General features: G+C 65.8%; 6 protein-coding genes. 2 read left to right on the top strand and 4 right to left on the bottom strand.

Features of this window, described 5'->3' with window-relative positions:
* The 3 genes from ACXJKR_RS22590 to ACXJKR_RS22600 form a co-directional block, all read right to left on the bottom strand.
* A partial coding sequence (locus ACXJKR_RS22590) for an asparagine synthase-related protein (RefSeq protein WP_457324710.1) occupies positions 1 to 1,373 on the bottom strand: 1,373 nt, incomplete at its 3' end.
* 15 nt (positions 1,374 to 1,388) lie between these two features.
* Complete coding sequence (locus ACXJKR_RS22595) at positions 1,389 to 2,117, bottom strand: lasso peptide biosynthesis B2 protein (protein WP_457324711.1); 729 nt, start codon at positions 2,115 to 2,117, stop codon at positions 1,389 to 1,391.
* 264 nt (positions 2,118 to 2,381) lie between these two features.
* Complete coding sequence (locus ACXJKR_RS22600) at positions 2,382 to 2,504, bottom strand: rubrivinodin family lasso peptide (protein ID WP_457324712.1); 123 nt, start codon at positions 2,502 to 2,504, stop codon at positions 2,382 to 2,384.
* A gap of 310 nt (positions 2,505 to 2,814) precedes the next feature.
* On the opposite strand from ACXJKR_RS22600, the gene ACXJKR_RS22605 reads away from it, so the two are divergent.
* On the top strand, positions 2,815 to 3,813 hold the full coding sequence (locus ACXJKR_RS22605; RefSeq protein ID WP_457324713.1) for a hypothetical protein: 999 nt from the start codon (positions 2,815 to 2,817) through the stop codon (positions 3,811 to 3,813).
* 52 nt (positions 3,814 to 3,865) lie between these two features.
* Here ACXJKR_RS22605 and ACXJKR_RS22610 read toward each other — a convergent pair whose 3' ends face one another.
* The gene (locus ACXJKR_RS22610) at positions 3,866 to 5,143 is read right to left on the bottom strand and encodes a winged helix-turn-helix domain-containing protein (RefSeq protein ID WP_457324714.1); all 1,278 of its coding nucleotides are present in this window, start codon (positions 5,141 to 5,143) and stop codon (positions 3,866 to 3,868) included.
* Between the two features lie 109 nt (positions 5,144 to 5,252).
* Here ACXJKR_RS22610 and ACXJKR_RS22615 point away from each other — a divergent pair.
* Positions 5,253 to 5,649, top strand: a 397-nt coding sequence (locus ACXJKR_RS22615; protein ID WP_457324715.1) for a hypothetical protein, incomplete at its 3' end; no start/stop codon positions are given.

Here is a 5,649-nt window from a genome sequence, read left to right on the forward strand (position 1 = left end):
TGGAACTTGCCGATGGGGAGGCCAGCGGCGCTCCGGAGTGCGGGATGCGTGAACCGCTCGTGCTGAAGGCTGGCGTTGTGAACTGCCTCTGAGGGCATCAGGGTCACATGCTGTCCCGCGTCAACGACAGGGCGCGCCTCGAAGTTGCGGTCGGCAAAGGCACTCTTGATCGCCTGCCAGAGAGAGACACGGCCCAGCCGGGCCGAGTCGAGTGCGGCTTTCAGGAAGCCGGGAGCGACGCCGTGGAGCTTCAGGTAGTCCGACGCCGGCCAGGTGCACCTCAGCTCGAAGAAGAGTTGATCGCCGCCGGCGCCGGTGAACATGGCGCGGGCGTGGTGAGCCGCGGCAGTCGCGGCATCCATCCTGCCCGTGCCCATGCGGCCGACGTAGCCGCCGGGTATCGGGGTGCGGGCGACATCCAAAACGTCTTCGAGGCGAAAGTCGGCATCGCGCGTGCGCTCGATGAGGGTCGTGCCGGCTCGCTTGGCTGCCAGGCGGGCGAAGCTGCGCTCATCGCTGTCGGAGCCGGGCGAGTGATAGTTGAGGCAGGTGACCCGGTCCGGAGGCAGGGCGGGGCAAAGGCTGCCGAGCAGGATGGCCGAGTCCACGCCGCCGGACAGCCTCAGCAGGATGGCGTCGTAGCAGGAGGCCCAGCTTTGGGCGCAGCTCATGACCGTGTCGCGCAGTTGCCCTGCAGCGATGGCGGGCTCAAGTTCGACCGCGCGGCGTGCGATGTTGGTGGCATTCCACAGTGCCAACGGGCTGCTCGCTGGCTCCCCTGCTCGCGTCAGCATTCCTGGCAGGATCTGCTGAACGCCATCCAGTGCGGTCTCGTTACTGCCCAGGCGATTGATCAGCAGCAGCGCCGCAACCGCCTCCCAGTTGACGCGCGGCAGTGGGGCGACCTTCAGCACTTCGATGAGGTCCTCCAGCCAGCAGAAGAGGATGCTGAGACCGTCGAGCTGAAGCTGGTAGCAGGGCAGTGCACCGGTTGGATCGCGCAGGACGCGGCACGCGCCGGTCGAGGATGGGAGGAAGGCAACGTAGCGCCCCCAGAACTCCTCGATCAGCGCGCGGCCATCCGTGTGAACGATGCTGTGGCCTTCTGCTTCGGTGAGCTCGAAGGGGCTGGCTGGCGTGGGCGGCAAGTCACCACGCCGGAACAGGCGGCCAAGGATGAGGCCCTGCCCGGAGGGCAGCACGTACGCTTCGTTGACGCCCGCGCTTGTTCCCGTTGTATAGACACTAAGGCCAGTGCTTCGGTGGGTTTGCTGCCACTCGGCCCGTGTGTGGAGGGCCTGCTCGAACTGCTCGGCCAGCGCTGCCTGTGACGGGCTGGCCAGATTCCAGTGGATGCCGATGAAGCGGAACATGCCGGCACCCGTTGTTCAGACCACGAGGATGGGTTGGTAGCGGCGGACGTTCTCGTGCTGGTCGTTGAGCACGACGCCGCCGCTTTGAACCCAGGAGTGCGCACCAAATGGACGTGTGCGAACGCCGATGACCCAGCTGGCAGTCAGCCCTTGCGTTGCGAGGAAGCGTGTCAGCGTCAGCGAGTCATGGAGGCAGCGGTCGTGCGCAGTGAATGCGAAGGGGCGGACGCGCATGTAGCCTGCCACTGCTCGGCGCAGCCCCGCGGCATCGGGTGTGGCTTGCCAGGTCTGGCGGGTGCGTGCAGCAGCCACCGCGCTCGCCATGTCTTCCAAGGAGCGGCGCTTCAATGAGATCGCCGTRATTGCAGCGGCTTGCCACAGCCTGAGGAGCTGGCCCCACTGGAAGGCGGACGACTGTTCATCGTCGTCTGCGTTCATGCTGTGGACGGGCTCGTCGAGCGGGGGGCGCTCCGGGGCAGGCCCTCGCGCCTCGATGAGCATGCGCTGGCTGCGAAAGTTCTCAACCCATTCGGTCAGGATCGACGCATCGGCATCCTGGCCAGCTGCATTGACAGCGGTCGGCCAGCCGTCGATCAACTGGGGAAGCGCGGATACCAGCGGACCACCGACGCCGACGTACTTCCCGCGTTGCAGGTCCAAAAGGATCACCTGTCCGTCCACGCAGCAGGCGCGAACGTGATCTGCCAGGCGCCATGGGGGAGTCGACTCGTGGGTCTGGGTCATATGGGAGGGGTGTTGAGGCGTGCAGCCGGGAGGGCGCACGCCGTTGTGGCTCGTCAGGCGGTCAGAGGGGCTGACGCCAACTTGCTACGGGGTTCTCTTCGGGGAGGTGCCCCATCGGCAGGCCTTTGGTTTCGTCCTTGGCGCCACCTAGTTCTTCGACTTCCAGTTGCGGTTCTTGGTTCAGGAGGCTCTCCTTGAGACCATTCAGCACGGTGAAGGCGTGCCGCCCATCGGATGGCACGCCTTGGCTGGTCGCTCAGGCGATCAGACGATCTGGCGCCGTTGGACCGCCGGGTTCTCCTCGGGCAGCGGCAGGTTCTGGAAGCCCTTGGTTTCTTCCTTGGCGTCGCCCAGTTCGACGACTTCCAGTTGTGGTGCTTCGTTCATGACGATCTCCTTCAGTTGGTTGAGACGGGATGCCTTTGGCGTGTGCCTCGGGCAAGCCAACGATATGAATCCTGACGGTTCCATCCAACGGATGTTTTTGAGTGCATTCGACCGTTCGGGAGCGGGCTTGGCTTGAGTTGCCCCAGCAGCACTGGAGCTGCTTGGCTGCGCCGCTTCATCGCCAGCGGCAGCGTGTGCACGTGTTTCCGTTCGGAATCGCCGGCTTGCATCGAGGATGCTCATCCGAACGACTGACGCGTTGTCCATCCAAAGACGGTGAGGTTTTCCGCGTCTCAAACGTCAAGGAGTCATGGATGACTCCGTCTTCAACACCGACAGTTCGGCGGTCTGGCACGTCTACTGGCAGGCGGCTGCCGGTCGAGACCTGCTGGCCGACCCGTCGCTCATCAGTCGAGTTCGCTCGCGTCTACTCGACGCGCACCGCCAGGCAGGGCGCGAGCTTCTGTACTTCCTGCTGACGCCCACCGAGATTCACTTGCTAGCGATCTTGACTGGTGGGGAGTCTCCAGGGCATCTCGCACGCGGATTCGCGAACGTCGTCGCGCGCTGGGTCCGGGACGTCCAAGGGTCGCCTGGCCCGGTCTTCGTGGGCCGGTACCAGGCGCGGCGGGTCGAGAGCGAGGATGCACTGCACAGCGAGGTCCGCATGTTGGCGTGGCGGCCTGTGGCCATGAAGCTGTGCGTGGCCGCGACGCACTTTCGTCATTCGGCCTTGAGGATCGTGCTGGGGCTGAGTCGGCCGGAGGGCTTCCATGCAGCTCCGCTGCTGGGCCAATTCGGTTCGACAGTGCTGCAGGCCCGCGCCCTGCTCAGGGCAGCGCTGGCCAAGCGCCCGTCGCAGGTGGAGGTCCTGCAGTGGGAGCTGGCGCGCGGCCTGACCTTGGCGGGCGGCTCGGTCGGTCCCATGGGGCGCATGTCCCGGAAGGTCCGGGGCGGCGCGGCCGCGCTGGTCGCTGCGAGCGGCTCGAAAGGTATCGACGGGGCGCTCCACCTCCTTGAGCGCTGGGTGGAGGCAAAGTTGGGCATGCGCGCCGGGCAGCGGGTTGCGCTGCAGAAAGGGGTGGCCGGCGCGCGAGGTCGTGCATTGGTTGCAATGCTTGCCGTGCGATCAGGCTTGTGCTCAGCCGCATCCGTGGCGCGGCACTTCAAGCGCGCGAAGGCGACGATGAGCGAGCAGATGGCCGCGGCAAGGCGCCGCCCAGAAGATCAGCAGATTCTCGCCACGCCGATGGCCCGGATCGTGGCGGAGGCTCTGTCGCTGGCTGCCGAGGCTCAAGAGGGCTCTTGAGAGGAGCCCTCAACGTCAGGCTGGAGCGCGGAGGACGTGTTGTGGATGTGGCCTATTGGAGCGGTGTGCCGAAGACCTGGCCGAGCAGCCCTTTTCCGACTCGATGACTCTTCAGCCAGTGCCCGTGTGCTGGGTCGCGCAACACCATCGCCACCATGCCGCATCGTTCGTTGACCGCCTCACGGAGGAGGTCAGCGGCGCGATTGAATTCTCCGAGGGCGGCCAATGGTGCCGCGTACAGCGAGGCTTCCCCGACGCTGGTCGCCGGCCGCGATAGCGATGTTTCGATGATGGCCATGGCCTCCGTTTTGCGCTTCAGCCTTGCCAAGACGAAGGCCGCGACGGTCCAGGTGAACGGTGGCGTGTCCGGGCCTTGGATCAGCCGCCTGGCGCTGGCTTCCAGATCGTACGTCGGTGCGACCAGTGCCTGGATGGCAAGATGGAAGGCGGAGGCGACGAGCTGGCCGGGATGGTCAGCGCGGGTCGCCCGCGCCTCTTCCAGCGCCTCAGCGCCCTTGCCGGCCTGGACCAGCGCTCGAGCCAGGGTCATGCGGACGTGCAGCGTGTAGGGCGCAAGCTCGCGCAGCCGCTTCAGGACGTCCACCGCTTGTTCGGCGTCGTCGGTGTAGAGCAGGTGCCGTGCGTACGCGATCAGGGTGTCGACATGCTCGCCGTCTTGAGCCAGCGCGAGATCGAATGACTTGCGGGCGTCTGCGAACCGCCAGGACAGGTCGAGCAGCGTGCCGACCGCCGCGTGCCGGCCGCGTGCGTCAGGGCAAGCCGTGCCGACATCCGCGACGGCCGCGAGGCCTTCATCCACGGCCGCCTCGGTGGGTATCGTGCCCCAGCCGATGGCAGCGGCCAGCGCCTCGGCCAGGGCCACCCTGGCCTCGCCGGAGCGGGGTGCCACGGCCACGAGTCGCCGAAGGATCTGGATCGCCCGGCTCATCGCGTCAGGGGTGCGCTGCAGCACCAGCTGTTTCGCGTGGACGAGGCTGTCGTCGTCGAAGGCGCTGAGGCCGGTGATGGACTCTTTGGGTTCGCCGAACAGCTGGTATCCGCGGCCGTAGATGGCCCGGACGTTCACGCCGAGGGGCAGGAGCGCAGAGCGCACGCGACTGATGTTGCGGGCCAGCCCTTCGTCCGACATCTCGTCGTCGCGCCAGACCTCCMGCGCGAACTCGTCCTTGCTGACGGACTGTGGCGCCTTGAGGATCAATTGCTTCAGCACCGCCTGGGCTCTCGCGGGCAGTCGCAGCGGTTGTCCATGTGCGAGCGGATCCCCTTCGGCGTTCAGTTGGAGGTCACCAAAACTTCTTGAGGCGGTCATCAGCAGGCAGCAGTAGTCAACATGTAGTCAAGGTTGCAAATGGCGAGAGCCCTAGCATCGATTTGCCTTGTCGAGGTACTTCGACGTTCCAAAACCCATGGAGTAGTTCATGTTTTCTCTGAATCGTTTCCGCATGGCACTGGCCTTGCACGCAGCCGCACTTTGTTTCTCGGGCGCCGCCGGCGCCACCGACCTGCTGAATACGGGCGCGCCGACGAGCAGCGTCGGCTTCGACGTTTCAACCCAGCAGACGACTGCCATCGCGTTCACGACCGACCAGGCATACCGTTTCGACTCGGTTTCGCTCTGGATGATGAGCAACAACTGGGATTGCGCCTGCGCCTCGTTGACGATCTCGCTGCAATCGAGCATCGCCGGGTCTTCGTCGCCGCTGATCCCGTCCGGCGTGACGCTGGAGTCCTGGAGCTTCACGTCCAGCGCCGTGGGCTGGACGCCGGTGCTGGAGACGATGCAGTCGGTGCTGCACCCCGTGCTTGGTGCAGGGG

It is taken from the genome of Roseateles sp. P5_E11, assembly GCF_054049355.1.